Below are 23,916 nucleotides of genomic sequence, written 5' to 3' on the forward strand. Positions count from 1 at the left end.
TCAGGAGCAGCGTCGATCTGGTCGTACGCCTTGAACTCGCCGAAATACTTCGTGATCGCAGCAGTCAACGACGTCTTGCCGTGGTCGACGTGACCGATCGTGCCAATGTTGACGTGCGGCTTATTGCGCTCAAACTTGCTCTTTGCCATGTGAATTGCTTCCTGTGAACGTGAAGTAGTTTTCCCGGCGAACCGGTTTGGTGTCGCCGTTTAAGGCTTTGTAAGCGAATGCGCAAGACTTAATTGTCAAAGCACGGTCGCGCACGCCTAAGGCGCGCCTCAAGGTGCATATATGGTGCGTTCCGCGCGATATTCAAAGCTGGCTCAGCCTTCCCACGCGACGGGCAGACGGGACGCACGGACGGGACCCTGCCTGTACCCCTCTTCGCACAATCGGATCGTTAAATAAGCTTTTTCTTTATCACAACTTCTTTACCTGGACCCTCATCATGGCTTAAGGAAATTTCATCTCCGGGGGGAGACGGGCGAGCGGGACGATGCGCCCAGGCGCAAAACCTCTATGCCACATATTGATCAGCCGCGCTCTCCGGCGCGAAATTACATCCGTTTCAGGACCGCTCAATGGAAATCTTCACAGCCGCCGGCTTCACGGCATTCATGCAAGTAATTGCGATCGATCTCGTTCTCGCAGGCGACAATGCCATCGTCATCGGCCTTGCCGCCGCCGGTCTTCCCGCCCATCTTCGCCGCAAGGCGATCCTGGTCGGCATCATCGCCGCCACCGTATTGCGCATCGGCTTTGCCGCCGTCACCGTGCAGCTTCTCTCCATTGTCGGGCTTCAACTCTTCGGCGGGCTTCTGCTTGCCTGGGTTTGCTGGAAGATGTGGTCCGAACTGCGCGAAGCCGCAGGCTCCATCGAAGACGAGGTGACGGACGAAGAGGCTGACCTGACCAAAGGTCACAAGACCTTCTTTCAGGCCGCAACCCAGATCGTCATCGCCGATGTGTCCATGTCGCTGGACAACGTGCTTGCCGTCGCCGGTGCCGCGCAGGACCATGTCACGGTGCTGATCATCGGTCTCGTCGTCTCGATCGCCCTCATGGGACTGGCCGCCAATTTCGTCGCCAAGTTGCTGCACCGCTACCGCTGGATTTCGTATCTTGGCCTGATGGTCATCATCTATGTGGCGCTCAACATGCTGTATCACGGCGTGATCGAAGTCCTGCCCTATATCAAGCCTTATTTCGGCTGAGACTGGCAGTCACATATTCGTCCCGAAAGGCCTGGAAACGAGAGTTTCCGGGCCTTTTCTTTTCATGCTCACACAAATGCACCCTTGCCTGCACAGCATTGCAAGCGCACGCGCAGGTGAAATCGGCGCACAGGGGAATCGGTCTCAGCGTCCGCTGCAACATTCGGATAAGACAGGGAAATCGTGATTTTTTGCCTATGGATTTTGGCAATTGAGGTCAGCCACGGGCAAGCCTAGTGAGCTAGTTAATAAGTCATAAAAATAAAAAGAAAGGTAAAGCTGCCAATGGCTTATGACTGGACCGGCGGTCGCACCCGCCGCCTTCGCAGGATGAAGCTGGGCGCTGTTGCAAGCTCACTAATCCTGCTGGCGCTCTTAACAGCGCTCGTTCTAGGCTGAACGCGCTGCGCGCAATTCAACGCTGACCGGCGGCATGGCAAGGTTTCCCAAAACCGCCCTGCCGCCGCTCCTTCGGGGGCAACGTCCAATCTTTGTTGGCAAGATTTGCCGAATATCAGCCGCGAAGGCATGTCATGGCTATGCCGCCAAACATATGCATTGAAGCGGGTTCATTCGGCGCTGAAGCTGCGGCAAGAGCTATCGAAACAGCCAGTAAATGACGCCAAGCACCAACGTCCACATCAGTAATGATATGGCGAGTACGGCGAGGTAGTTTCGAAATCGTCTGGTCATCCGCCCACATTGCCGGCCAGCCGCCACGGGACAGCCGTAACCGTTTGATTGCTGGATGCGGATCAAGCCGCAAGATCAACTCTTTCTATCAAGATGCTGAATCGCAAACCATTCGCAGATTTTACCCGCCCGAAACCGGGGTTGCCTGACCATGTGAATATCAACCCGCCGGTAAGCGTGAAAACGCTGGGCCACGCTTGCCGCAGGATTTGCAGGGCACAGGAAAAACCGCACGTCGTTCTGGACGTGGCTCAGACACGCTCCGGTCAACCGAATCGACAAATTAAGTCCTTCGGTATGATGTCTGATGACTCGTCATTGCTGGGGCAACGGCGATCAGCCGCCGCCCCAAAAAAGCGCATCAGCTCTTCAAAGCCGTATTGCACAGGCTCCAGTAACCGCCACCCTTCTGAATCCACTTGAGATCGCCGAGCGTGCCGTCATCCTTGTTCTTACGATAAGAATCGACGCAGGTCTTCAGGCGGGCTTTGCCAGGAGTCTCGCTTGAATATTTCTTATCGACAGCACTCGGAAATACGACGCTCTTAGGAGCCTTTATCGTCGCCTTTTCGGGTTCTTTGTCGGTGGTAGCCGCAACTTGCTTGTCGTCGGCCGCGCTTTCGGCAGCAGCATCGCTACCGCAGAACTTGGCGCGATAGTCGTTCCACTTGACGTCCTTCGCGGACCCGTCGGCTTTCGCCGCCTGGTATTTCACGCTGCACTCTTTCATGGTGAGCGCCGCTGCGGGGGAGACAAACGCCGCCGATGCGAGCAGCGCTAAGGATGAGAGAATTACAACCCTGTTGATCATCGAAGACTCCCGTGTGCATGATTGCCGGCAGACTATCCGACCGGACTTTCCGCTTGTCAACGAGCAGTGCAACAAGCACTGAAAGTCGAATTGGCGGGGAGCAAAATGTGCTCATCGGGCGTGGCGTTTTCGCGGTGAGGACGGCATCACACAGTGACCATGGATATCCACAATCAGCCCGCCGCCGGGGGCATCTCCGCCTTGCAACGCGAACGACGGCAAGCACCGCACAACGAATCACGTATTCGTGTGACGTCAACCCTGCATCGGAACGAAATTCCTTAATTTTCGTTAGCATCTCGAACGAATAACGAGGATTTATCGATGTTGAGGATGCCGAAGACTATCTCCGCGCTCGCTCTTGGCGTCGCAATATCTACCGCTTTTACCTTGCCCGCCAGTGCGCTGAGCCTCATACAGCCGGCCTACGAACAGCAGGAGCAGGCGCAGAATTCCGACGGTCGCGGCTATCCCGCATCCGCCTTTGCCGCGGGCAAGGGTGAAGAGGCGTCATCCAATGGTTACGCCCTCTCACAATCGGAAATAAACCACGTAAAATGGTGTGCAGCGCGTTACGCATCATACCATCCAACCGACAACAGCTATATGGCAGCCGCCGGCATACGGACGCAATGTCGTTCACCGGATTGATTCAGCCGTGCCCCAGCGCACCGCGTCCCAGCCAATAAGATAAAATTTACTTTAAATTCTATTGACCTGAACCTTTATCCGGGTTGGCCGTTTGAAGCGCGTGCCAGCGAGGAAACGCGATGATGTGGAATCTTGAAAAACTTGAGCAAGAGCGACTTGATCTGATCGAGGTCATTACTGCCCTGCGCCACACTGAACGCCTGTCGACAGCGGATCGCACCTCGATCTTTGAGAAAATTACGGCGCATATGGTGAGGTTAAGCGAGCTCGACGCAGAGAAAATGCGGATTCAGTCGGCCTTGGAGGCGAGCTGAAAACAGCCAGCGCTGATTGGAGGCTGCACATCGGCGCGAGGCAAAGATTATCGATCTTATTAAGAAGTTTTGGAGCGGGTAGCGGGAATCGAACCCGCGTATTCAGCTTGGAAGGCTGCTGCTCTACCATTGAGCTATACCCGCGGTGGTGATTTTGATCCTGCGCAGAATGGTGGAGGGAGTTGGATTTGAACCAACGTAGGCGTAGCCAACGGATTTACAGTCCGTCCCCTTTAACCACTCGGGCATCCCTCCAGCTATCTGCTAGGATCGAGCAACCAAGCTCTTCAGATTTCTCTCCGGCGAAGCGCCGTTGCGTCGTCTGTGGCGCGTATATGACGGCCTCGTTCGCTTCTGTCAACACGCCGTTTCACGAATTTTCGGGAAAAAATTCAAACCTCTTTGCAGGCCTGTGGATTATCGCGGGGGCTGGTGTGCGTCGCGTCCCGGAGATATAAGGCGCCATGAGCAAAGACGATCCAAACGACAAATCCACCCGCGACACGCACTACGCCACCCTGCGCCGTGCCGTGCGCGATGCCAAACGCGAGAGGGGCGAAATTCCGACCCCGCAGCAGCCGAAGCGCCGGAATCGTGGCGCGGAAGACTGGAAGCCGCCGCAGCTTGCGCCGGATCAGGTCCACCTTTACGGCCTGCATACCGTGCGTGCGGCGCTTTCCAATCCCGAACGGCAACTCATCAAGCTGTCGGTTACCCTGAATGCCTTTGCGCGTCTGGATATCGGCGAAGCGGATGCGCAGCCCTTCCCGGTAGAGATTGTCTCGCCACAGGATATCGACAAGGTGCTTGGCCCCGAGGCGATCCATCAAGGCGTGATGCTGGAAACCAGGCCGCTTCCGGTCAAGAAACTCGACGCGCTGAAGAAAAGCCCGCTGATCCTCGTGCTCGATCAGGTCACCGACCCGCACAATGTCGGCGCCATCATGCGCTCGGCGGTCGCCTTCAACGCCGGTGCCGTCATCACCACCATTCGCCATAGCCCGACGGAGTCAGGCGTGCTTGCGAAGTCTGCGTCCGGCGCACTGGAACTCATTCCCTATATCCAGATCACCAACCTTGCCGATACATTGGGCGAGCTGCACAAGCTCGGCTTCTTCTCGGTCGGTCTGGATTCGGAAGGCCCCGCCCCCATCGAGCAAACCTTCACCGGCGCAAAGATCGCCCTGGTGCTGGGAGCCGAAGGCAAGGGTCTGCGCCAGAAGACCCGCGAAACCGTTTCGGCGCTCGCCCGTCTCGATATGCCGGGCGAGATCAAATCGCTCAACGTATCGAATGCGGCAGCCATCGCCCTTTATGCAACGCAGCAATTTCTGGGCAAAGCGTCGTCCTGACGCTTACCCTTCCTTGCGAAATCACAAAGCGCAACGCATGCTGCGCCTTTGACATTCGCAAGGAGCAAATCTCGACATGACCGACCTGCCCATCAAACCGACCGGCGAGCTGACGCTGCGGACGCTCGCAATGCCGGCCGACGCCAATCCGGCCGGTGATATTTTCGGCGGCTGGGTCATGTCCCAGATGGACTTGGCCAGCGGCATCCGCGCGGCGGAGCGGTCCCGCTGTCGCGTGGTCACTGCGGCGGTCAAGGAAATGGCTTTCGAGTTGCCGGTGAAGATCGGCGACACGCTGTCCATCTACACCGATATCGCCCGGCTCGGCCGCACCTCCATCACGCTGACGGTCGAGGCCTGGGCGCAGCGCTCCCGTTACGACAAGCTGGAAAAAGTCACCGCCGGAACCTTTATCATGGTGGCGATGGACGAAAACGGGCAGCCGACGCCCATCCCTCCGACGGAGTAGGGTGCGATGGAGGCCGCCGTCAACGCCGCGGAAGCCTATGCGCATATCCGCGCCGTCATGGGCATGGTGGTCGGCCTCAGCCTCGCCCGCTTGCTGACCGGCCTTGCCGGTTTCGTGCAGCATCCCAAGAAGGAGCGCATCTATCCCCTGCATATCGGCTGGGTGGCGTTCCTGTTTCTGATGCTCGTGCATTTCTGGTGGTGGGAACACCGGCTTTCCGCCACCAGCCACGTCCTCGGCTTCGGCGCGTTCCTGTTCCTGATCCTGTTCTGCTCGCTGTTCTATTTCCTGTGCGTGTTGCTGTTCCCCTCAGACATGAAGGAATACAAGGGATACGAGGACTATTTCTTTTCCCGTAAAAGCTGGTTCTTTGCGTTTCTAGCCGCACTTTTCGTCACGGATATCGGCGATACGCTGCTGAAGGGACAGGACTACCTCTCCTCGCTGGGCGCTGAATATCTCATCCGCACAGCTATTTACGTTGTTCTGTTCACACTGGCGGCTTTCATCGGCAACCGACGCTTTCACAAGTTTCTCATCATTTTCGCCCTGATTTATCAGGTAGTCTGGATATTCCGGACCTACGACCTGCTGGCCTGAACATTCCCATCCCGACGCCGGGTGATAATTGAAAACAGGCCTCGTCTTTCGCCATCGTGTCGCGGTGACACGGCCCGATAAATATGGCATTTCGCTGCAATGGGATTCATTCGCAGGATAATGCAGGACAGAAGTTCGGCTGGCGCCATCGCCACGCTGGCGGTCCTGCTTTTTCTCCTGCAAGGGCTCGTGAATGGCCTGACCAGCGGCAATATGGCCTCAGCCGCGCTGGCGACCGGTGAGATCATCTGTTCCAGCCACATGCCCGAAGGCGGTTCGGGCAAACCGAACCCGGCCTCCAACCCTGCGGGCAAGCTCACCGACAATTGCTGCGGCACGCTCTGCCGTCTGGCCTCCGTTACCATCGCCGCTCTTCCCGTTACTCCCGTGGAGCGTGCGGACGGCATCGTCCGGGTCGTCGAAGTCGACTTTCTCGACCGCGACACGGCATTGCCGCCGCCGCCACCCAATCTGGAATCGCGCCCACGCGCACCGCCTCCCTCTCTGCAAATGTGAAGAGCGATCCGGCCCTGCCGGAAAATCAACTTTTCTGCGGAGACATCCATGTCCGTTACGACCTCTTTCGAGGACGAGCGCGCGCCTGCGCAATCCTCGTCCGTCAACCTGTACCGCGCCGTATGGCGCTGGCACTTCTACGCTGGCCTTTTCGTACTGCCCTTTCTGATATCGCTGGCCGTCACCGGTGCGCTCTATCTGTTCCGGGACGAATTCGACAATCTCATTCATTCGGACCTGAAGCGCATCGAAGTGGCGCAGAATGTGCCCAAAGCACTCCCCTCCGATATTCTCGCCGCAGCCGTTGCGGCCGTTCCCGGCACTGCGGTGAAATACACAACGCCAGGCGATCCGGGTGCCTCGACGGAAATTACCGTCAGTACGGCCGAAGGCAAACGCGCCGTCTACGTCAACACCTATACCGGGCAGGTTGCCGGTTCACTGCCGGATCGTGGCACCATCATGTGGACGATCCGCTACATCCACAGCCTGAAATATTTCGGCACCTATACCCGCTATCTCATCGAGATCGCCGCCGGCTGGTCCATCCTGCTCGTCGCCACCGGCATCTATCTGTGGTGGCCTAGGAAGCAGAGCGGCGGTGTCTTGACCGTGCGCGGCACGCCGAAAAAACGCGTCTTCTGGCGCGATACCCATGCCGTCACCGGCATTTTCGTCGGCTTTTTCATCGTATTTCTAGCAGTCACCGGAATGCCCTGGTCGGGCGTGTGGGGCGCCAAGGTCAACGAATGGGCAAACGGCAGCAATTTCGGATATCCGGCAGGCGTGCGGACCGATGTTCCAATGTCCGGCGAACATCTCGATCACATGGCCAAGACCAGCTGGTCGCTGGAGCAGGCGAAAGTCCCGGAATCCACCGCATCCGCAACCGGGCAACCAATCGGCATAGATGCGGCCATCGCGCGTTTCGACGGGCTCGGTCTTGCCCCTGGTTATACCGTCGTGCTGCCGACCAAACCGACAGGCGTCTATAGCGGCTCCGTCTATCCCGATGACCTTTCAAAGCAGCGCGTCGTCCATCTCGATCAATATAGCGGCAAACCGCTGATCGACATGAGCTATGCCGACTACGGTCCGCTTGGAAAGGCGCTGGAATGGGGGATCACCGTGCATATGGGCCAGCAATTCGGCGTCGCCAACCAGATCGTGTTGCTGGCAGCCTGTGTCGGCATCGTCCTGCTTGCCGTTTCCGCCGGCATCATGTGGTGGAAACGACGCCCCAGAGGTTCGCTCGGCGTGCCACCATTGCCGCAGGATAAACGCGTCTTGCGCGGCCTGCTGGCGCTGCTCGCCATCGGTGGCATCCTGTTCCCGCTGGTTGGCGCAAGCCTGCTGGTGATGCTTGTTCTGGATCTGATCGTGCAATCCCGCGAAAAGCAACGCGCTGCCTGACAAAAAACACGGCCGGGAGATATCCCCCGGCCGTGTCCTTCTGAATTCCGCGCGGTTGGCAGAAGCTTGGCCTTAGAGCACGTCCTGTTGAAACAGAATTGTTTAACGTGCTCTAACTGTTTGTTTCTACGAATTTTCCGGACGTAAAACCGCTACGCACTTCTACTGGAAATGCTCTAGAACATCGTATTATTGTTTGCAGCCTTTTCCGGAACCGGCTGGATCACGTCCCAATGTTCGGTGATCTTGCCGTCGGTGACCCTGAAAATATCGACGATGGCGGCTCCGCGAGCACCCTCTTTATCCGTGGAATGGATGTGCAGATAAACCAGATCTCCATCCGTGGCGCTGCGCACGATCCGGGATTTCGCCTGCGGGTTTTCCTTGAAGAAGCCGGTGAAATAGTCGACGAATGGCTTCTTGCCATCAGGCACCATCGGATTGTGCTGTTTGTAGCTGTCGACGATAACGGCAGCGCCCTTCGCCACCTCGTGCTTGTTGAAGACGGTGTCGTAAAAATCGATCACCAGCTTGCGGTTGGCTTCTTCCTGAACCAGATCGCGCTTGGCGGTTTCCGCCAGAACGGGCGCGGCCATCAGCGCGGGCGCGAGGGCAAGAGCAGCGATGGCAAGACGACGTGTCATGAAATTCATGGATGAGACCTCTCAGTAACCGACGGTGAAACGCTGGCGGGAATGCTGCGGCTTTTCGATTTCGTCGACAAGCGCGATGGCGTAGTCTTCAAAGGAAATGCGGCTGCCAGCTTCGTTGCTCAAAAGGCTGTCCTTGCCGATACGGAATTTGCCCGTTCTTTCCCCCGGCACAAATTCGGCCGATGGCGACAGGAAGGTCCAGTCGAGCTGCTTTTCCCCTTTCAGACGGTCTAGAAACTCCGCTCCCTTGGTCGCCTCTGCCTTGTAGGCGGCCGGGAAGTCCGGCAGGTCAACCACGCGCTGGCCCGGCGCAATTTCAAGGCTGCCGGCGCCACCCACGACGAGATAACGGGAAACGCCCGAGGCACGGACGGCCTCGATCAGCGTCACCGGATCGCTCGCAGTGAAGTGCACGGCGCTGATCACGGCATCGTGACCCTTAAGCAGTTCCGAAAGCCCTGCCTGATCGAAGACATCGCCCTTTTTTGCCACTACGTTCGGCAGGCTGGCGATCTTTTCAGGGTTGCGGGCGATCGCCGTCACCTGGTGCCCCCGGTCGGAAAGTTCCTTCAGAATACGGGATCCGGCATTGCCGGAGGCTCCGATGAGCGCGATTTTAGCCATGGCTTTTTCCTTCATAGGCATCGTTGTAGGTCTAGATAATAGACCGCTAGGGAAAGCTATGGTATCGCAGCCCCGGCTGCAAGAAGTCAGCCGACGCTGATCAGGTCACACGGCGATGACCTGAAAGGGCACGAAAATGGAAAGAGCAGGGAAAATGCCGGATACGCAAACCAAGGAAATCTTCGCCTTCGACCAGCCCTGCCCCATCCGCGACGTGCTGGATCGCATCGGTGATCAATGGAGCCTGCTGGTTCTGGAAGCGCTTCAGGGCGGGGTTCTGCGTTTCAACGAACTGAACCGCAAGATCGACGATATTTCCAAGCAGATGTTGTCACGCACGCTGAAACGGCTGGAGGAAGACGGTTTCATTCGCCGCACGCTCTATGCGCAGGTGCCGCCGCGCGTGGAATACGAACTGACCAATCTCGGCCGTTCGTTTCTGGTGCCGATGCAATTGCTGGTGCAGTGGGCGGACGAGAACCACGTCCGCATTTGTACGGCGCGGTTGGACTATGCCAATGGTGGAACGGGATCGTAACACCGTTCCTCGTGCCGTGGCGAAACCTGTCCGCCACGGCAATAGAAAGGCCCTGTGGCGATCAGGAGCGGAAGATGAAGGAAGCGCCGAAAGCGATGAGCGCAAAACCGATCACGTGGTTGATCGTGATGCTTTCCTTCAGCCAGAAGACCGAGAAAAGCGCAAAGACCGCAAGCGTGATAACTTCCTGAATGGTCTTGAGCTGCGCGGTGGAATATACCTCCGATCCCATGCGGTTCGCGGGGACTGCGAGCATGTATTCGAAGAAAGCGATGCCCCAGCTTGCGACAATCGCAATGAAGAGTGCGCTGCCCTTGTGCTTGAGATGCCCATACCAGGCGAAAGTCATGAAAACATTGGAGACGATGAGCATCAGGACAGGCCAGATGTGGGCAGGGCTGATCGAGAACGGCATGATTGTTCCTGAATGAAGAAGGGAGGGATGTCACGAAAGGCAGTTTGAAAACGCAACCTTCATTTTTGTCTTTGCTTTAACTTACCGCCGTATGAAACGGAACCGGTTTCTATCAAAGCGTATTCGGCCGCTATGCAACGTATCCGGCCAAATTTTGTTCCCCGCGCTTCGTTTCCTTTTTGTACTCATTTTTTCTTGGCATCCCCTTCCCTTTGCGCGTGACTCCCTCCATATTTCGCGCATGGCCAGATCACCCAAAAATTCCAAACCCTCGAATTCCGGCTTCGAGGAAGCTCCGCAATCGTCGTTCGAAGGCGTGCCGCTCAGCGGCAGCGTTGCCGATTGGGTAAAGCAGCTCGAGGCGGAAGCCGAAGCCGGCTCGGTGGAAACCCAGCGCGAAGTCGCCTCGAAAGCTGGCAAGCACCGCAAGAAGATCGAGATCGAAGCGCGCAAGGAAGCGGAAAAAGCGGCCAACAAAACGGCTAAAAACACCACGGCTTCCAAGACAGCGCGCGGCGTTTCCATCGGTGCGTCGAGCGATCCAAAAACCCGCGCCGCAGCCGGTCTCAATCCCGTGGCTGGCATGGACGTTTCCCTGGAGGAGGCGGCCAATCTCGCACCGGGTGCCGTCACCGCCACCGTCGAGGCACTATCGGCGCTTATCGAGAGCGGCAATCCGCTGTTCAAGGACGGCAAGATGTGGACGCCGCACCGGCCGGCCCGTCCGCCGAAATCCGAAGGCGGCGTTACAATCCGCATGGACTCGGAGTATCAACCGGCAGGCGACCAGCCGACGGCGATTGCCGATCTCGTGGAAGGCATCAATTCCGGCGAGCGCAGCCAGGTCCTGCTCGGTGTCACCGGCTCCGGCAAAACCTTCACCATGGCCAAGGTGATCGAGGCAACCCAGCGCCCGGCCGTCATCCTTGCGCCCAACAAGACGCTGGCCGCGCAGCTCTATTCCGAGTTCAAGAACTTCTTCCCCGACAATGCGGTAGAGTACTTCGTCTCATATTACGATTATTATCAGCCGGAAGCCTATGTGCCGCGCTCCGACACCTTCATCGAGAAGGAATCCTCGATCAACGAACAGATCGACCGGATGCGTCACTCCGCGACCCGCTCGCTGCTGGAACGCGACGACTGCATCATCGTCGCTTCGGTTTCCTGCATCTATGGTATTGGCTCGGTGGAAACCTATACAGCCATGACCTTCCAGATGCAGGTCGGCGACCGGCTGGACCAGCGCCAGCTTCTGGCCGACCTTGTGGCCCAGCAATACAAGCGCCGCGACATGGATTTCCAGCGCGGCTCCTTCCGCGTGCGCGGCGATACCATCGAAATCTTCCCTGCCCACCTTGAGGATGCCGCCTGGCGCATCTCGATGTTCGGCGACGAAATCGATTCCATCACCGAATTCGACCCGCTGACCGGCCAGAAAACCGGAGATCTGCAATCCGTCAAGATCTACGCCAATTCGCACTATGTCACCCCGCGCCCGACGCTGAACGGCGCGATCAAGTCGATCAAGGAAGAGCTGAGGGTCCGCCTCGCCGAGCTGGAAAAGGCGGGACGTCTGCTGGAAGCCCAGCGGCTGGAACAGCGCACGCGTTACGACATCGAAATGCTGGAGGCGACCGGCTCCTGCGCCGGTATCGAAAACTATTCGCGTTATCTCACGGGCCGCAATCCCGGTGAACCGCCGCCGACGCTGTTCGAATATATCCCTGATAATGCGCTGCTTTTTATCGACGAAAGCCACGTCTCGGTTAGCCAGATCGGTGGCATGTATCGCGGCGACTTCAGGCGCAAGGCGACGCTGGCCGAATATGGCTTCCGCCTTCCCTCCTGCATGGATAACCGCCCGTTGCGCTTTGAGGAATGGGATGCGATGCGGCCGCTGACGGTCGCAGTTTCGGCCACCCCTGGCTCGTGGGAAATGGAACAGGCCGGCGGCGTCTTCGCCGAACAGGTCATCCGCCCGACAGGACTCATCGATCCGCCGGTCGAGGTGCGCTCCGCCCGCAGCCAGGTGGACGATGTTCTCGGCGAAATTCGCGAGACCGCCGCTAAGGGTTACCGCACGCTCTGCACCGTGCTGACCAAGCGCATGGCTGAAGACCTGACCGAATATTTGCACGAACAGGGCGTTCGCGTGCGTTACATGCACTCGGATATCGACACGCTGGAACGCATCGAGATCATCCGCGACCTGCGCCTTGGTGCCTTCGACGTGCTTGTCGGTATCAACCTTCTGCGCGAAGGCCTCGATATTCCCGAATGCGGTTTCGTCGCGATCCTCGATGCCGACAAGGAAGGCTTCCTGCGTTCGGAAACTTCGCTTATCCAGACCATCGGCCGCGCCGCCCGTAACGTCGACGGCAAGGTAATCCTCTATGCCGACAATATCACTGGCTCGATGAAGCGGGCGATGGAGGAAACCTCCCGCCGCCGCGAAAAGCAGATGGCCTATAACGCCGAACACGGCATCACGCCAGAATCGGTCAAGGCGAAGATCTCCGATATTCTTGATTCAGTTTATGAGCGTGATCACGTAAGGGCCGATATTTCAGGCGTTTCCGGCAAAGGCTTCGCCGATGGCGGCCATCTGGTTGGCAACAATCTGCAGTCCCATCTCAACGCGCTGGAAAAATCCATGCGCGATGCCGCAGCCGATCTGGACTTTGAAAAAGCCGCCCGCCTGCGTGACGAAATCAAGCGCCTCAAGGCCACCGAACTCGCCGTCATGGACGACCCGATGGCGAAGGAAGAGGCGAAATCGCTTGAGGGTGGCGGCAGAAGCAAGAAAAAAGAAACGAGCGCCCGCAACGGGTCGATCTCCCCTCTTGCAGGAGACATATCGGGCGTGACAGAGGACGGTGCCGCTTCCGCAAACGAAAGTGGAAAATCTCTCTTCGCCAAACCTTCGCTGGACGAAATGGGTCCCGGCTCGGACACGGGCAAGCCGCTGTTCCGCAGGAACACGCTGGACGAGATGACCGTTGGCCGCACCGAGAAGCCGGTGCGTGGCGAAGTTCCCGGCAAACCCGAGACGGAAACCGGCAAACGTTTCTCACCGCTCATGGAAGGCCAGCCTGAGCGAACCAAGGACGATCCCCGCCCCCTCGTGCGCGGCAAGATCGGAGCGGGTTCCTATGAGGATGCCGGCGAACAGAAGCGCAAAAGCCGGACGAAGGGGAAGACCGGCCGTCCCGGTCGCTGACGCGCAACGGCGCAATCTGGATAGACACCGCATGCATCGAAAAAATCTGGCGGCCTTATGCCTCGTCTTTTTCTCAAGCCCAGTCCTTGCCGGGCAGATTGAGGACGCCACCTTCCACAGCGCCACCCTGAACGCACCGCTGCCCGTCAACATCTACCGACCGGATGGCACGCCGCCGGAAAACGGCTGGCCGGTGCTTTATCTCCTGCACGGCCATGATGGTGACCAGAACAGCTGGCGAGACCTCGGCAATATCGAAAAGACGCTGGACACGCTGATTGCGGCTGGCGCCATCCGCCCGCTGGTTGTCGTCATGCCAGGCGTTAAAAACAGTTGGTATGTGGATTCGGCCGCTGTCGGTGGTCCCGGCGATTACGAGACGGCCCTGACTGGCGATCTGCGCCATCAAGTGGAAAAAACGCTGCCGGTGCGAAAAGATCGCGAAGGGCGCGCCATCGCCGGGCTGTCCATGGGCGGTTTCGGCGCATTGCATCTGGCTTATGGCCACGAAGACCTCTATGGCGCAGTCGCCAGCCTGTCCGGCGCGATCTGGCAGAACGTGCCCGCCTCCGATCTCGACAAAACGCCCGCGGAACTCAAGCTCATTCAGGACAGCGCCTTCTTCCACCGCGTCGACCGCACTACCGTCACCAGCGGCATCGTGCTGCCCTCCACCGGCGATCACTTCTCCGGCGCCTTCGGCACGCCCTTCGATGCCAGACTTTTCAATGAGAAGAACGTCTTCACCCTTGTTGCACAGCACGTCGCCGAAAGCCAAGAATTGCCCGCCACCTATCTGACAGTTGGCGACGACGACGGCTTCTTCCTCTGGCGCGGCGCGATCGCCCTGCACGAAACGCTTCAGGCCGACAATCGCAAATCCGAATTACGAGTGACCGACGGTGATCATGTCTGGTCGGTGTGGAAAGTGTCAATTATCGACGCGCTGAAGTTCATCGATGGGGAATGGGACAAGGCAACGGACGTTGCGAAAGATTGACTGCCTACTCGATTACCCAGCCTTATTCCCCGTGCGTTTCTTTCCAGCCTTCCCCGCCACATTTAACGCCACCGCCGCGCGGATCAGCGCCACCAGTGCCTCCTCGTCGATCTCATCTCGCTCGTGAAAGTCGATGGCGCGCCGCGTATTGCCCTCAAGGCTCGAATTGAACAGGCCGGCCGGGTCTTCAAGCGATGCGCCCTTCGCAAACGTCATCTTCACGGCTGTCTTGTAGGTTTCGCCCGTGCAGATGATACCGGCATGTTCCCAGACGGGCACGCCGCGCCATTTAACCTCCTCCGTCACATCCGGATCGGCCTTCCTGATCAGCGTCCGGATGCGAGCAAGAGTCTCGCCACGCCAGTCGCCAAGCTCCGCAATCTTTCGATCGATGAGAACCGACGGTGCATTCTCCTCCGCTTCCTTGCTGTCAGTGTTTTTTGCCATAACGTCCTCCCGATTTGGCGTGCCAGTGCTCCCGCTACCAGCATAAACCAAAATTTCCTGCGCTCCCACGCGGAACCAAATCCGGCCTTCACCGTTTCTTCCCCGAACGAAACGTTCAGCATACAAAGGGAAGAAACATCATGAAAATCAACGTCATCGCTCTCGCTGCCGCAGCAGCCCTCTCCTCTTCCGTGGCTTTTGCCCAGACGGCTGCGACTGCGCCTGCTGTTGGCGCCGATGCGACTTTGTCCGGTCCCGGCATCACCATGGGCACCAAGGCTAACGGCCCGCTGAAGTTCGTCAATGTCCAGAAAACCGACCTCACCGCCTCCCAGCTCGACGGTCTGGATATCTATAACGCCCAGAACGAAAACATCGGCGAAATCGAGGATGTCGTCATCGGCGATGGCAAATCGGTGATCGGCCTTGTTGCCAGCGTCGGCGGTTTCCTCGGCATCGACAAGAGCTATGTGGTGCTCGACCCGGCCTCGGTTGCAGTCCACAACGACAACGGCACCTGGAAGGCCTATGTCGATACCACCAAGGAAGCGCTGCAGAACGCACCGAAGCTCGACTACGACAAGCTGGACGACTGATTCCCCTGCAGTCGCAAGCTTGACCCCCGCGATCCGTCGCGGGGGTTTTTCGTGTGTGGAATTTCGGCGCAGTATCCGACAATCCCTCTCTCACGGCGCTTGCCTAGCAGCCCGGCTCTCGCCTATCTTCGGCGCGCAAGACACCAAGGATCGATGCGTGCCCGCCAAAACTCTCTCTTCCCTCACCATCAGCGCTATGACGATATTGCTGAGCACCCTTCCGCTATCAGCAGAGTCAGCCGGCTGGAAACCAGCCGAGCAGATAAAAACCTATGCGATCAGCGGTGATACGGGTGGAGCGCTTTACCAGTCCATAGGCGAGCGCGGCCCGACCGCCGGTGTGCAGGCCATCGCCCACACCACCTTCAAGCTGACATGGCGGCGCGATTATCGTCCGCAACCGGACGGTGCCTGCGTACTGGCCACCGCCAAGCCCAATCTCACAATCATCTATACCTGGCCGAAAGCGCCGGCCAGATTGCCGCCCGCGGTCGCCGCCAGCTGGAAAACCTTCATTTCCGGTGTGGAAACCCACGAGCGCGTTCATGGCGAGCACATTCTCGACATGGTGCAGAAGATCGAGACATTCAGCACCGGTCTGAGAGCGGAAAACGATCCGAAATGCCAGAAAGTGCGCGTTGTCCTTCAACAGCGGCTTGGTGAGCTATCCAACGAGCAGCGCCAGCGCGGACGCGATTTCGACCGGGACGAGCTTTCGCCCGGTGGCCGCGTGCATCAGCTCATCCTGGCGCTCGTCAACGGTCCCTAAAAACTCCAGGGGGAAACGGCTATTCCGCCGCCTCGCCTTTCAGCAGCGGTTCGGAGAGCGATATGCTTTCCAGCTCGTAGGAATAGCCTTCCAGCATCGTATAGGCCTGCTCGATCGCCTCTATCTGCGCTTCCGCATTGCGGATGGCTTCGGCGATGGACTGGCTGCGCGCACGCAACATGGAACTCAAAACATCGGTCTCCGGCTTTCTGCCCAGCCGGTCCATATGTTTGCGCACCCGCGTGCGGTGACGCTCCAGTTCCAGAATGTGAAAGCGGCTTTTCAGGATATCGTCGGTCAGCTTGCGGCGCATGGCGGCCACTGGGTCGAAGCTGCCTGGCTCACGCTCGTCCAGAATGAATTCGTTGACCAGAGTTTCCAGCATCAGCAGGCCTTTGAGGTCCTTGGCATCGGCAAGCTGCGGATCGTAACCGGTATCGTCGAACACCTTGCGGCGCACCGGATCCTTCAAAAGCTCGTAAGCGGTTTGCAGGCGTGCGAATTGGTCGGTATCACCCCCGCTGTCGGGATGGGCGGCTTTCGCCACCTTCCGGTAAGCGGACTTGATCGCCGCCTCGTCGGCATCACGCTCCACGCCAAGCAAAACATAGGGATCGATCACTAAAACACCTTCAAACGCAAACTGTTACCGCATGCCATACGCCACCCCCGTGCGGCTCGCGCACAGATCATAAGCGAATTCCGCCCGCGCGGCACCCCCGCGCCGGCGCAAAAGCCCTTGATCCTCAAATTTGTCGGACCCATGGCGACTATAATCACGGGCGGGACAAAATTGTGGAAAGTCATGGCAAAACATGCCGGGCCAAGCTGTCTACCCATGCGGAAAACCGTGCAACCCGCAGGTTTTACGGTGCTTATGGTGGAACGGCTCCAACGGGTGTAAGCTTGACTTTTGGATCTGAAGGGAGGGACGATCCGATGCCGCAAACCATTACCCAGACAGTGACGGATTATGTGCACGCCATGGCCTATGCGGATGAGGGCCTGATGCGTGATGTTTTCGATCCGCGCGCCAGCATCGTCGGGACGTTTCAGGGTGAAACGGAATGGCTTTCACTAGAGGACTTCGCCGAGCAGATACGGAAAAGCGAACGCGGCCTGCCCGATCACGACCCCGTCTTCGAAATCCTCGGCATCGACAAGGAAGGCGACAGCGCGTCCGTGAAGCTGACGACCCGTTTCGACGGCACGGATTTTAGCGAATACCTCTCCTTGCTGCAGCGCGACGGCAACTGGGCAATAGTGCACAAGCTATATCACATCAAGCCATAGGCGTTGTGCGAATGCAGGAATAATAGCGGGGAAATGGCCAAGCCATTGAAAATACTGGTGCCCCCGACAAGGTTCGAACTCGTGACCCCCTGATTACAAAAAACAGGTCGGGCATAAATTAGCGCCTCAGGTCCTAACATCCAGAACAGCGGAAACCGTTGCTCGGCAAGGAATGTAGACGTATGTTATCTGATGTGACGAAACACACAATAACATTCACTGACACGCCTTATTTGTTACCCGGGGTAACGCTTTAGGAGCACCTGACACATGAATTCGAGGTCGGCAAAGACACTCACTCTGATGACTTTGAAGTCCATCAATGCCGGCTCAGTGCGCCAAGAAATACCTGACGGTTTGGTTCCAGGGCTTTACCTGGTCATACAGCCGAGCGGCACGAAGTCGTGGGCACTTCGATACCGGTTCGGAGGAAAGCCAAAGAAGCTGACCATCGGGCCGTTCCTGTTTGAACGCACCGAACCTACTGAGAGGCCGCCTGAGGCTGGCGAGGCTATGACGCTTCCAGAAGCGCGCACCGCGGCCCGACAGGCGCTTCAGTTGTTGGCTGAGGGTAAAGACCCGTCGGAAGCTCGCAAGCGTGCTGTTGAGGCAGCGGTGACGGAAGCAGCCGTGTCGAAAATTCGGGATGCGTCTTTCCTCGCAGAAAATCTGGCAGTCGACTTCATCACAAAATACGCGATGCCGAAAAATAGAACATGGAAAGAGACGCAGCGCCAGTTCAGGAAGTCGATCACCGGCTGGCGTGACCCCGAAACAGGTGAGGTCAAGTTCAAGGGGCCGTGGTTTGGCCGGGACGTGCGAGATATCAGCAAGCGTGACATCGTCAAACTGTTGGATGATATCAATGACGGCGGATCGCCGATCGCAGCTAACCGCATATTTGCGACACTCTCAGTGTGGTTTTCTTGGATGGTCGGCCGCGACAAGCTGAGTTCCTCACCCATGGTCGGCCTGAAGAAGAATGCTATTGAGAGTGCGCGAGATCGGGTCCTGACCGACAGCGAGATACGGATACTGTGGAAGGCAGCATCAGGAGACGGATACCCATTCGGTCATATGTGGCAGTTACTGTTGTTGACCGGACAGCGTCGCGGAGAGGTCGCCGAGATGGAATGGTCAGAGCTGCATTTGCAGGGTGAGGAGCCGCACTGGATTATTCCGAAGACACGCAGCAAAAACGGCAGACCGAACCACGTTCCCCTCACCTCTGAAGCGGTGAGAATTTTGAACGGCATCACCCGCGACAAAGGTGCTCACTATGTCTTCAGCACAAATGGTTCGACAGCGGTTTCAGGATTCAGCAGATCCAAGAAGCGGCTGGAGGAAAAAATGCTTGAGATTATGCAAAGTGAAACGGCGAGTGCCGGCAACGTCTTGGATGTCGCGTCAATACCGCAGTTCGGGCTACACGACCTGCGAAGGACCTGCGCCACTAACATGGCGCGTCTGGGTATCCCCATTCATATTGGTGAGGCGATCTTGAACCATGTATCAGGTTCCGTATCCGGCGTTGCCGCCGTCTACAACCGTTTCGATTACATCGCCGAAAAGAGGGCGGCACTGGAAAAGTGGGAGGAGTTTCTACTCGTTCTGACCGGTCACCGAGAATCGAACGTGGTGCCGATGTCCACATTCCAAAACCGGGCTTGACAGTTCGACAAGGCGTAACAATATACGACTAGCCGCTGTTAAAGTGGCTTTGCCGATTGTGGCAGAATCAGGAGACCTTCATAGATCCTCGCACGGGATCGCCAGGTTTTTCTGAGGCTGCCACGTGCGGAGGTCGCCTCGTTATTAACGAACGAGGTAGAAAATGGCTGAAGCAGAAAAGAAATACTTAAGCGCCGCCGCAGTCTGCGCGCGGTATGACGGCAAAACGAGGATGACTTTGCATCGATGGTGCAAAGATCCTGACCTGAATTTCCCCAAACCTGTGAAAATCCGCGGCCAGAATTACTGGGTTGCCGCTGAGCTTGATGCCTACGATTCTTCCATGGAAGGAGCGCGGGCATGACACAAGAAATGAAAAAACCCGAAGGCGGGTTCAGCGCTCTTCGGGTCCGTATAGATCGTATGCTCACGAGAACAAATGTAGACCAGGCGACCGCTAAGCGCAATGCTGAGCATTTCAAAGTGGCCTCCGAGAAGCATACGTGGCTGCAAGCGATCTCCGTCGCAAACTTGCCGTCTAGTGCTTTCCGGGTCGCGATTGTTCTGCTTCAGAAGCATCTAAATTCGAAAACTGGCCTTTGCTTCCCCAGCCTCGAAACTATCGCGGAAGGCTGCAAACTGCCGATCCGCACCGCGCGCGACGGACTGGACGCGTTGCGCCGACAGGGCTTCATCGTCACACAGAAAATCGGGACGCATGATCCGCTGTTTTTCTTCTTCGCCGTTCCCTCCAGAGTGGCGGAAATCCGTCACTCTGAAGACAGTGTTCCGCGTGTCGAAAATTCGCATTCCCGCGTGTCGAATCTTCGACGCGCTACGAGTGGCGAATTTTCGACAAGTAACCATGGAATGGAACCGCAGAAGGTAACCATGGAAGAGACCGTCGTGCCAAATGGCCCGCCGTCCGCAGTCGTCGCTTTCGCTCCTCCGGTCGACATTCCGGCTTCGCCTACATGTCTCCCGCGAACGGCTAACGTATCAGGCGGCCGCGAGCCTTCATATTTCCTCCCGGAAAAAGAAGAAGCCATCCGGTGCCCGTCTTCCCTCGTGGACCAGATCAGAAGATTGCACGAGATCGTTGGAAGCGATGCAGACAAAGACGTGATCGGCGATCTTGCTTCTACCTGGGCGGCACTCGGTGCGATGACATTGTCGGACATCAAAGGTCGCGCAGAGCGAAAGTTGAGGAGAGCGTCATGAAGCAGCTCGACCTGCTAGAGTGGGCGGAGTCCCGCCCGACGGCCATCATCCTCGACGCGCGGCCTGCACTCAACCGCCGCTTAAACGCCTATCGTAGGTTCCTGTTGGACAATTGGCCGCCAAAGGAAATCGAGGCCGAGATACTGGCTTTTCGCAAGCCGGAAAGGGGCGCGGCATGAGGGGGAAACTTTACGTCGAGCATATCCACATAACAACGATGCGTTCGTGCGCGTTTCTGCTTAGTAATCCCGAAGTCAGGGGTCCAGACCGGATGTTCGTCAAATCGCTTGATGATCGAGCTCGAGCTGACCTCAACAGGTTTAAGTTGAAGGCAGCGGAGCGAGCGCTCCTCGAAGAAATAAAGGTCAAATATGAGGGAGGGGACTTTTGAAGCCGCCATTGACAGCCTCTCGCTTCGACAAACTCGCAGAGGGGCAGACTCGCCCCTCTGGAAATCCGTCGAGGATCATTTGGACTTTGGGTGGCATAGCTCACAGAATCGGGACGGGCCCTGATTTTGTGCGAGACACCCTAGCCAAAGCAGAAAACTCGCCTGTGCGACAACTCGGTGGGCGGTTCTATGTTTTCGAAGACGAATTGTTGGCCTTTTTGAAACGATAATCTACGGGGCGATGTTTAGGTCGGACCTTCCGCTCTCAATGAGCTTTCGGCGCAGTTTGTCTAAGACCGCCCACTCAGCTCCGATGGCCTCCATCCAACTGCCTGCTTTATATCGAGCGTTTCTGAGATCCGTGTTTAAGGAGCTTAGCATTTTGGCGATATCAGGAGACAAGATCAGCTCGGCGACTCCGACTGCCTCCTCAATTTTCTGTCTCGCCGAATTGTATCTCTTACGATTCTCGTCTTCCACTTCGGGCTTCGGTTCCCGATGTTGAATCTCATCTATTTCCCATTCCCCAAGGACTTGATTCATAGTTCCTAGTGCGGCCAGCAATTCCGAATAGGCGTGGAGCTTCCTCTCCCAATGTTTTTCCTGCTTATATCGTCCAAGCGCCCATTGAACGGCTTTACGAGCAATGAATAGTGCTCCCGCAAACTGAGCCGACAATTTCAACACCTCGAAGCCGATGTTCCACCACCAATCCATCCATTGCGCCCCTTTAAACCCCTAGAATCCCTTCTCAAACCATTACGCGATTCGAGGCTTCATGCGCCATAAACTGGTCCATGAACATTTGGCCGTTTTCCAGATTCGAAAAAGTGGAAACCCGCGACGCCAACGTGGCGGACGTGGATGGCGTCCTGTCCGCTCTGTGGTCCGGTGCAGCGAGTGGTGCAGTCGGCATTTCCGGCGCGGCGGCTCTTCGGGTTCCGGCAGTGGCAAACGCGGTCCGTGTCATTTCCGAAGCAGCGGCCACGCTCGATGTCCGGATTATGGAGCGTGACGAAAACGGTGTCGAAACCGAGGATAAAAATCACCCGGTCGGGCTGCTGTTGCGCGGCGACGTGAACGGATGGACATCCGGTTTCGAACTTATCCGCGACCTGACAGCCGGCGCGCTGACCAACGACGCGGGCGGTCTGGCTTACGTCAACCGCGTCGGCGATGAAGTCCGCGAGATTATCCGCTACCAGCCTTCGGCGATCACGGTCCAGTACGACCCTCAGACTGGTGAACCGGCTTATCGAGTAAACGGCAACGTTGTCCCGGCCCGCAACGTCGTCCACCTTCGCGGCCCTTTCGACAAATCACCATTGACGTTGGCGGCCGAAGCGATCGGCGCGGCGAAGGTGATGGAAGCCCACGCGGGCAACCTGTTCAAGAACGGTGCGAAACCCGGCGGCATTATCGAAAGCCCGAAATCGCTTGGCGACGAGGGCGTGAAAAAGATGATCAAGGCCTGGCGCCTTGCACATGACGGTGCGTCCAATACCGGGAAGACCGGGATTTTGTGGGATGGCGCAACGTTCAAACAGATGATGCTGAACTCGGTCGACGCTCAGTTTATCGAGCTCCGTCGCTTCCAGATTCTTGAAATTTGCCGCGCCTTCCGTATCCCGCCATCGATGCTCTACGAGCTTGAGCGTGCGACCTGGTCGAATAGCGAGCAGATGGGCAGAGAGTTCTTGACGTACACGTTGGAGCCGTGGCTTCGGGCGTTGGAAGCGGCGCTGGGCCGGGCACTATTCTCCCGCGCTGATCGCTCGCGCTTCCGCATCCTGCTCGACCGCGACGATCTCACCAGGGCCGATCTGACAGCCCGCGCCACCGCGATTTCCAGCCTAATCAGCGCCAAGGTTCTCAATCCGAACGAAGGCCGCGCGTGGCTCGACCTCGCGCCGTACACCGGCGGCGAGGAGTATGGAAACCCGCACATCAATCCGAACTCACCCGGACCAGGTCATAACGGCGGCCCACCACTCGATGACGCCACAGGCGGAGATAACAAGGAGCCGACCGATGAATCTCGATGAAATTCACGGCAATCTCGCCGACCAAGAACGTGGACGCTGGTTGGATGTAGCGGAGCCGTGGGAGGGAAATCCGACAGGTCTCCGTTTCCTCATCGCTGGCCCCGACAGCCAGACGCAGCACAAAGCGCGCGTTGCCATGATGGATGACCTCGCCGCCGCCGCTGACATCGATGGGAAAGTCTCGTTTCAGGCGCGCGAGAAAGCCCGCTTGGCTTGCCTCGCCCGTTGCGTGTTGAACTGGGACGTCGCTGCTGATTTCGGCCTTGATGCCCGGTTTGGACATGCCGCTGTCCTGAAGTTGCTGGCTATCAGCTGGATTGAACAGCAGGCAGATTCCTTCGCCGGCGACCGAGCCAATTTCAGGAGCGACCAATGATCCCTGAAAAGCTCGACGCGATTTTGCTGGCCATCTGTTTTTTCGGAATTCTCGCTCTGCTTCGGAGGTGCCGTTGATGGATCACCTTGATCTCAATATCCGCTTCGACGCTTCTGGCGATGAAGGTCAATTCACCGGTCATGCCGTCATTTTCGATGAACGGAACGCCCACAACGAAATGGTCCAGCGGGGCGCTTTTAAGCGATCGCTCGCTGAACATAAAGCTGCCGGCACACGCCCGCTCATGCTGTGGAGTCATAATCAGTCCGAAATCATCGGCGTCTGGACTTCCATTTCGGAGGATGCCACCGGCTTGGCCGTATCGGGCAAGATCGTCACCAGCACGACGCGTGGCCGGGAGGCATACGACCTCCTGCGGGCCGGCGCCCTCAACGGACTGTCTATTGGTTTCCGATCGCGCGGCGATAAGCGCGCAGCTAACGGCGTACGCGTACTCACCGATATCGATCTCGCCGAGATTTCGATTGTTGGCATGCCGTCAGCTGGACGTGCCCGCATCACCTCCGTTCGCAGTTCTGGCCGCGCTGTCGAGGGCGCTGCGGCCTTCGTTGACGCATGCCGGAAGGCAAAAAGCGCCCTCACAGCAAAAGGAAACTGATC

Annotated in this window: 29 protein-coding genes and 2 tRNA genes; 21 read left to right on the plus strand and 10 right to left on the minus strand. The window is 57.7% G+C overall.

Going from position 1 to position 23,916, the window contains the following annotated elements; all coding sequences use genetic code 11:
- Nucleotides 1-149 (minus strand): GTP-binding protein (locus AC1DCP_RS23160; protein WP_421387882.1); only part of this gene is annotated, 149 nt, incomplete at its 3' end.
- Between the two features lie 432 nt (nt 150-581).
- Here AC1DCP_RS23160 and AC1DCP_RS23165 point away from each other — a divergent pair.
- A complete protein-coding gene (locus tag AC1DCP_RS23165; protein ID WP_003513029.1) occupies nt 582-1,214 on the plus strand; it encodes a TerC family protein in 633 nt (210 codons plus the stop codon).
- A gap of 1,054 nt (nt 1,215-2,268) precedes the next feature.
- Here the strand turns inward: AC1DCP_RS23165 and AC1DCP_RS23170 are convergent.
- Complete coding sequence (locus tag AC1DCP_RS23170; protein ID WP_003513030.1) at nt 2,269-2,718, minus strand: hypothetical protein; 450 nt, start codon at nt 2,716-2,718, stop codon at nt 2,269-2,271.
- Nucleotides 2,719-3,042: 324 nt separating this feature from the next.
- Between AC1DCP_RS23170 and AC1DCP_RS23175 the strand changes: the two genes are divergently transcribed.
- Both AC1DCP_RS23175 and AC1DCP_RS23180 read left to right on the plus strand, forming a co-directional pair.
- Nucleotides 3,043-3,369 carry a BA14K family protein gene (locus AC1DCP_RS23175; RefSeq protein ID WP_065659233.1) on the plus strand — a complete coding sequence of 109 codons (327 nt, stop codon included), beginning with the start codon at nt 3,043-3,045 and terminating at the stop codon, nt 3,367-3,369.
- Between the two features lie 119 nt (nt 3,370-3,488).
- The gene (locus AC1DCP_RS23180) at nt 3,489-3,683 is read left to right on the plus strand and encodes a hypothetical protein (RefSeq protein WP_013636443.1); all 195 of its coding nucleotides are present in this window, start codon (nt 3,489-3,491) and stop codon (nt 3,681-3,683) included.
- Nucleotides 3,684-3,753: 70 nt separating this feature from the next.
- Here AC1DCP_RS23180 and AC1DCP_RS23185 read toward each other — a convergent pair.
- Both AC1DCP_RS23185 and AC1DCP_RS23190 read right to left on the minus strand, forming a co-directional pair.
- Nucleotides 3,754-3,827, minus strand: a tRNA-Gly gene (locus tag AC1DCP_RS23185).
- A gap of 26 nt (nt 3,828-3,853) precedes the next feature.
- Nucleotides 3,854-3,938 (minus strand) — tRNA-Tyr (locus AC1DCP_RS23190).
- 209 nt (nt 3,939-4,147) lie between these two features.
- Here AC1DCP_RS23190 and rlmB point away from each other — a divergent pair.
- The 5 genes from rlmB to AC1DCP_RS23215 all read left to right on the plus strand — a co-directional run bounded on the left by rlmB (nt 4,148) and on the right by AC1DCP_RS23215 (nt 8,033).
- Nucleotides 4,148-5,035: a 23S rRNA (guanosine(2251)-2'-O)-methyltransferase RlmB gene (gene rlmB / locus AC1DCP_RS23195; RefSeq protein WP_003513033.1), complete on the plus strand. Its 888-nt coding sequence runs from the start codon at nt 4,148-4,150 to the stop codon at nt 5,033-5,035.
- 76 nt (nt 5,036-5,111) lie between these two features.
- Nucleotides 5,112-5,504, plus strand: coding sequence for an acyl-CoA thioesterase (locus AC1DCP_RS23200; RefSeq protein WP_003513034.1), 393 nt, complete (start codon nt 5,112-5,114; stop codon nt 5,502-5,504).
- A gap of 6 nt (nt 5,505-5,510) precedes the next feature.
- Nucleotides 5,511-6,104 (plus strand): hypothetical protein, encoded by a 594-nt coding sequence (locus tag AC1DCP_RS23205; RefSeq protein WP_025593967.1) that lies wholly within the window; start codon nt 5,511-5,513, stop codon nt 6,102-6,104.
- Nucleotides 6,105-6,203: 99 nt separating this feature from the next.
- Nucleotides 6,204-6,620 (plus strand): DUF2946 family protein, encoded by a 417-nt coding sequence (locus AC1DCP_RS23210; RefSeq protein ID WP_065659232.1) that lies wholly within the window; start codon nt 6,204-6,206, stop codon nt 6,618-6,620.
- A gap of 48 nt (nt 6,621-6,668) precedes the next feature.
- Nucleotides 6,669-8,033 carry a PepSY-associated TM helix domain-containing protein gene (locus AC1DCP_RS23215; protein WP_476774662.1) on the plus strand — a complete coding sequence of 455 codons (1,365 nt, stop codon included), beginning with the start codon at nt 6,669-6,671 and terminating at the stop codon, nt 8,031-8,033.
- A 176-nt stretch (nt 8,034-8,209) separates the two neighbouring features.
- Here AC1DCP_RS23215 and AC1DCP_RS23220 read toward each other — a convergent pair whose 3' ends face one another.
- Together AC1DCP_RS23220 and AC1DCP_RS23225 are read right to left on the minus strand one after the other, a co-directional pair.
- The gene (locus tag AC1DCP_RS23220) at nt 8,210-8,686 is read right to left on the minus strand and encodes a nuclear transport factor 2 family protein (RefSeq protein WP_065659230.1); all 477 of its coding nucleotides are present in this window, start codon (nt 8,684-8,686) and stop codon (nt 8,210-8,212) included.
- A gap of 12 nt (nt 8,687-8,698) precedes the next feature.
- A complete protein-coding gene (locus AC1DCP_RS23225) occupies nt 8,699-9,310 on the minus strand; it encodes an NAD(P)-dependent oxidoreductase (protein ID WP_013636447.1) in 612 nt (203 codons plus the stop codon).
- Between the two features lie 154 nt (nt 9,311-9,464).
- Here AC1DCP_RS23225 and AC1DCP_RS23230 point away from each other — a divergent pair, with 154 nt between their 5' ends.
- Complete coding sequence (locus tag AC1DCP_RS23230) at nt 9,465-9,848, plus strand: winged helix-turn-helix transcriptional regulator (protein WP_003513040.1); 384 nt, start codon at nt 9,465-9,467, stop codon at nt 9,846-9,848.
- 61 nt (nt 9,849-9,909) lie between these two features.
- Here the strand turns inward: AC1DCP_RS23230 and AC1DCP_RS23235 are convergent, their stop codons facing one another.
- On the minus strand, nt 9,910-10,263 hold the full coding sequence (locus AC1DCP_RS23235) for a DMT family protein (protein WP_112153636.1): 354 nt from the start codon (nt 10,261-10,263) through the stop codon (nt 9,910-9,912).
- A gap of 241 nt (nt 10,264-10,504) precedes the next feature.
- Between AC1DCP_RS23235 and uvrB the strand changes: the two genes are divergently transcribed.
- Both uvrB and AC1DCP_RS23245 read left to right on the plus strand, forming a co-directional pair.
- Nucleotides 10,505-13,486, plus strand: a complete 2,982-nt coding sequence (gene uvrB, locus AC1DCP_RS23240) for an excinuclease ABC subunit UvrB (RefSeq protein WP_065687394.1) — start codon at nt 10,505-10,507, stop codon at nt 13,484-13,486.
- Nucleotides 13,487-13,517: 31 nt separating this feature from the next.
- Nucleotides 13,518-14,486: an alpha/beta hydrolase gene (locus AC1DCP_RS23245; RefSeq protein ID WP_065687214.1), complete on the plus strand. Its 969-nt coding sequence runs from the start codon at nt 13,518-13,520 to the stop codon at nt 14,484-14,486.
- A gap of 12 nt (nt 14,487-14,498) precedes the next feature.
- On the opposite strand, the gene AC1DCP_RS23250 is transcribed toward AC1DCP_RS23245, so the two are convergent.
- Nucleotides 14,499-14,933, minus strand: a complete 435-nt coding sequence (locus AC1DCP_RS23250; RefSeq protein ID WP_065660774.1) for a DUF1801 domain-containing protein — start codon at nt 14,931-14,933, stop codon at nt 14,499-14,501.
- A 140-nt stretch (nt 14,934-15,073) separates the two neighbouring features.
- Between AC1DCP_RS23250 and AC1DCP_RS23255 the strand changes: the two genes are divergently transcribed.
- Complete coding sequence (locus tag AC1DCP_RS23255; RefSeq protein WP_003513045.1) at nt 15,074-15,529, plus strand: PRC-barrel domain-containing protein; 456 nt, start codon at nt 15,074-15,076, stop codon at nt 15,527-15,529.
- A gap of 157 nt (nt 15,530-15,686) precedes the next feature.
- Entirely contained in the window at nt 15,687-16,298 is a 612-nt protein-coding gene (locus tag AC1DCP_RS23260; protein ID WP_065687213.1) for a DUF922 domain-containing Zn-dependent protease, read from the plus strand.
- A gap of 19 nt (nt 16,299-16,317) precedes the next feature.
- Here the strand turns inward: AC1DCP_RS23260 and AC1DCP_RS23265 are convergent, their stop codons facing one another.
- Nucleotides 16,318-16,920, minus strand: a complete 603-nt coding sequence (locus tag AC1DCP_RS23265; RefSeq protein ID WP_003513049.1) for a J domain-containing protein — start codon at nt 16,918-16,920, stop codon at nt 16,318-16,320.
- A 317-nt stretch (nt 16,921-17,237) separates the two neighbouring features.
- Here AC1DCP_RS23265 and AC1DCP_RS23270 point away from each other — a divergent pair, with 317 nt between their 5' ends.
- The 5 genes from AC1DCP_RS23270 (at nt 17,238) to AC1DCP_RS23290 (ending at nt 20,662) form a co-directional block, all read left to right on the plus strand.
- On the plus strand, nt 17,238-17,591 hold the full coding sequence (locus tag AC1DCP_RS23270; protein WP_476774663.1) for a nuclear transport factor 2 family protein: 354 nt from the start codon (nt 17,238-17,240) through the stop codon (nt 17,589-17,591).
- A 303-nt stretch (nt 17,592-17,894) separates the two neighbouring features.
- Complete coding sequence (locus tag AC1DCP_RS23275) at nt 17,895-19,262, plus strand: tyrosine-type recombinase/integrase (RefSeq protein ID WP_476774664.1); 1,368 nt, start codon at nt 17,895-17,897, stop codon at nt 19,260-19,262.
- Nucleotides 19,263-19,425: 163 nt separating this feature from the next.
- Entirely contained in the window at nt 19,426-19,626 is a 201-nt protein-coding gene (locus tag AC1DCP_RS23280; protein WP_476774665.1) for a helix-turn-helix transcriptional regulator, read from the plus strand.
- Nucleotides 19,623-20,483, plus strand: coding sequence for a helix-turn-helix domain-containing protein (locus AC1DCP_RS23285; protein ID WP_476774666.1), 861 nt, complete (start codon nt 19,623-19,625; stop codon nt 20,481-20,483). The genes AC1DCP_RS23280 and AC1DCP_RS23285 overlap by 4 nt, the downstream gene beginning before the upstream one ends.
- Nucleotides 20,480-20,662, plus strand: a complete 183-nt coding sequence (locus AC1DCP_RS23290) for a hypothetical protein (RefSeq protein WP_476774667.1) — start codon at nt 20,480-20,482, stop codon at nt 20,660-20,662. The genes AC1DCP_RS23285 and AC1DCP_RS23290 overlap by 4 nt, the downstream gene beginning before the upstream one ends.
- Nucleotides 20,663-21,105: 443 nt before the next feature.
- Here AC1DCP_RS23290 and AC1DCP_RS23295 read toward each other — a convergent pair whose 3' ends face one another.
- Nucleotides 21,106-21,591 (minus strand): hypothetical protein, encoded by a 486-nt coding sequence (locus tag AC1DCP_RS23295; RefSeq protein WP_476774668.1) that lies wholly within the window; start codon nt 21,589-21,591, stop codon nt 21,106-21,108.
- Between the two features lie 80 nt (nt 21,592-21,671).
- Here AC1DCP_RS23295 and AC1DCP_RS23300 point away from each other — a divergent pair, with 80 nt between their 5' ends.
- The 3 genes from AC1DCP_RS23300 to AC1DCP_RS23310 all read left to right on the plus strand — a co-directional run bounded on the left by AC1DCP_RS23300 (nt 21,672) and on the right by AC1DCP_RS23310 (nt 23,914).
- Nucleotides 21,672-22,919 carry a phage portal protein gene (locus tag AC1DCP_RS23300; protein WP_476774669.1) on the plus strand — a complete coding sequence of 416 codons (1,248 nt, stop codon included), beginning with the start codon at nt 21,672-21,674 and terminating at the stop codon, nt 22,917-22,919.
- On the plus strand, nt 22,906-23,295 hold the full coding sequence (locus AC1DCP_RS23305) for a hypothetical protein (protein WP_476774670.1): 390 nt from the start codon (nt 22,906-22,908) through the stop codon (nt 23,293-23,295). Before AC1DCP_RS23300 ends, AC1DCP_RS23305 begins: the two co-directional genes overlap by 14 nt.
- Before the next feature lie 76 nt (nt 23,296-23,371).
- Entirely contained in the window at nt 23,372-23,914 is a 543-nt protein-coding gene (locus AC1DCP_RS23310) for an HK97 family phage prohead protease (RefSeq protein ID WP_476774671.1), read from the plus strand.
- Nucleotides 23,915-23,916: the final 2 nt, after the last annotated feature.

The sequence above is a fragment of the Agrobacterium sp. 10T429 genome, assembly GCF_056393925.1.